The sequence below is a fragment of the Novosphingobium album (ex Hu et al. 2023) genome (assembly GCF_022832385.1).
GTDB classification, from domain to species: Bacteria; Pseudomonadota; Alphaproteobacteria; order Sphingomonadales; family Sphingomonadaceae; genus Novosphingobium; species Novosphingobium album.
Window position 1 is genome coordinate 1 of sequence record NZ_JALHLE010000065.1, and the last position, 1,985, is coordinate 1,985.

The 1,985-nt window shown below is 61.4% G+C and carries 2 protein-coding genes; both read left to right on the plus strand.

The genetic code is table 11. From position 1 onward, the window contains the following. Positions 1 to 1,001, plus strand: a 1,001-nt coding sequence (locus tag MTR64_RS21200) for a hypothetical protein (protein ID WP_243996564.1), incomplete at its 5' end; no start/stop codon positions are given. Between the two features lie 43 nt (positions 1,002 to 1,044). Next, positions 1,045 to 1,857: a hypothetical protein gene (locus MTR64_RS21205; RefSeq protein WP_243996566.1), complete on the plus strand. Its 813-nt coding sequence runs from the start codon at positions 1,045 to 1,047 to the stop codon at positions 1,855 to 1,857. Positions 1,858 to 1,985 lie beyond the last annotated feature (128 nt).

Below are 1,985 nucleotides of genomic sequence, written 5' to 3' on the forward strand. Positions count from 1 at the left end.
CTGCGGGAGAAGAGATGCGTGCCCGGCTGGAAGTAGCAGGCAAGCGCGCCCAATGGGAACAGATCAGCGCGGCGGCAGCTGAACGATACGAATATGGCGCAAGATTTGGCGCCCCCGAAGCGCTGGAGCGGGCCGTTACACTCTACCGCGACCGCGCCCTGCCGATGTACCCGGAACTCAGCCAAGAGTGGGCCGTGACCCAGAACAACCTTGGCCTCGTGCTCCAGATGCAAGGGGAGCGCACCGACGGTGAGGCGGGGCTCGCCTTGCTGGCCCGATCGGTGGAAGCCTATGAGGCCGCGCTGCGGGTCTATACCGAAGCGAACAGCCCGTTCCAGTGGGGCAGTACCCAGAACGATCTCGGTAATGCGCTCACGTTCCAGGCAGCACGCACCGGCGGCGAGGCGGGGCTCGCCTTGCTGGCGCGCGCGGTAGCGGCCCATGAAGCCGCGCTGCGGGTCCGAACCGAAGCGACCAGCCCGGTGGATTGGGCCATGACCCAGAACAACCTCGGCAATGTGCTCCAGACGCAAGGGAAGCGCACCGGCGGCGAGGCGGGGCTCGCCCTGCTGGCGCGCGCGGTGGAAGCTTATGAAGCCGCGCTGCGGGTCTATACCGAAGCGAACAGCCCAGTTCAGTGGGCCAAAGCCAAGCAAAACCTCGGCAACGCGCTCCTGCAGCAGGGCAACAGCATCTGTTGCGATGCGGGGATGCCCTTTCTGGTCCGCGCGGCAGAAGCTCATGAAGCCGCGCTGCGGGTCCACAGCGCAACGACAAGTCCCGTCGATTGGGCTGCTGAACAATTTAACCTCGGCAACGCGCTTCAGGCGCTGGGAGCACGCACCAACGGCGAGGCGGGGCTGGCCTTGCTGGCCCGATCGGCGGAAGCTTTTGAAGCTGCGCTACGGGTGTTCAGCGGATCGGGTGCGACTTACTATGCAGAGCAGGTGAAGAAAAGTCTTCGGGCAACAACATTCTTGACCCAGTGGCACGCGCCGTGACCATGCTCATCTTCGCGAATATGCTTCTGCTAACGAGGTATGAATGGCTTTAAAATCCAGCAGGCGATCCGTGCCGAAATCGCGCGTCGAAGCATCCGAAAAGCAGCGCCCGATCAGCCCGAAGCTGTTCTCGATCATCGCCGCCCTGACCCTCGTCTATCTCGGCGTCATCTTCTGGATCTCAATCGGTGATACGCCGCTGGAGACCTTCGGCATTGAGGGTCCGGCAGGCGTGGCCGTCGGCAACCTGCCTCGCCTGTTCCTGATTGGCCTTGCCGTGCTGTTTCTGGTCACGGCGCTTGCAACCAGTGAGATCATTCCGCCGAAGGGGGCCTGGACCTGGAACCATCTGCGGCGTCCGAAAGTGCTGGCGCAGATTGCCTTTCAGATGCTCAGCGCTGCGGGATTTGTTGCGGGCATAGCCACCATTTTCGACAAGTCTTCCGATCAGATAATCGCGATTACTACAGATAATGGTAAAAAGGTCGAAGACCTCAAAGACTGGCTAAAAGCGAAATTTCCTGACGATCCACCAATCCTTGAGGACATCGGGGGGCAATGGGGCGATCTGGAACCGGCCTGCGAAGTTGTCTGGAAAATCGGGATCATCCGGCGGGGTGACGATGCCTCGTTGGTGGCAGAAACGGTGAAGACGCCAGCGGGCGTAGAGCCCTATCGGTTCCTTGGCAGCATCATCAAGGCCGAAGGAGGCACCTTGTACGTGGAAGGGGTCGAGCCAGTTGATGCAGTAGGTTCAAACGCCCATTTCACCTTCAATGCCGCGACACAGCGCCTTTCCTGGGATGACAGGGCCCGCGGATCGGGCGGCGTGGAGATATTCCAACGATGCGGATGAAGCCGCTCATAGCCGTTATTGCATTTGTAGGCATAGTGACGGCTCCAATGCCTGCACTTGCGGCGACGCGTCCGGACGATCTGTCTGGCGCGAGTCGTGCGCAGTATGACCGGTTGCAGCAGGACCGC

Coding starts and splice junctions, on each gene's coding strand:
- MTR64_RS21205 (WP_243996566.1), top strand. CDS start 1,045: ATGGCTTTAAAATCCAGCAGGCGATCCGTGCCGAAATCGCGCGTCGAA.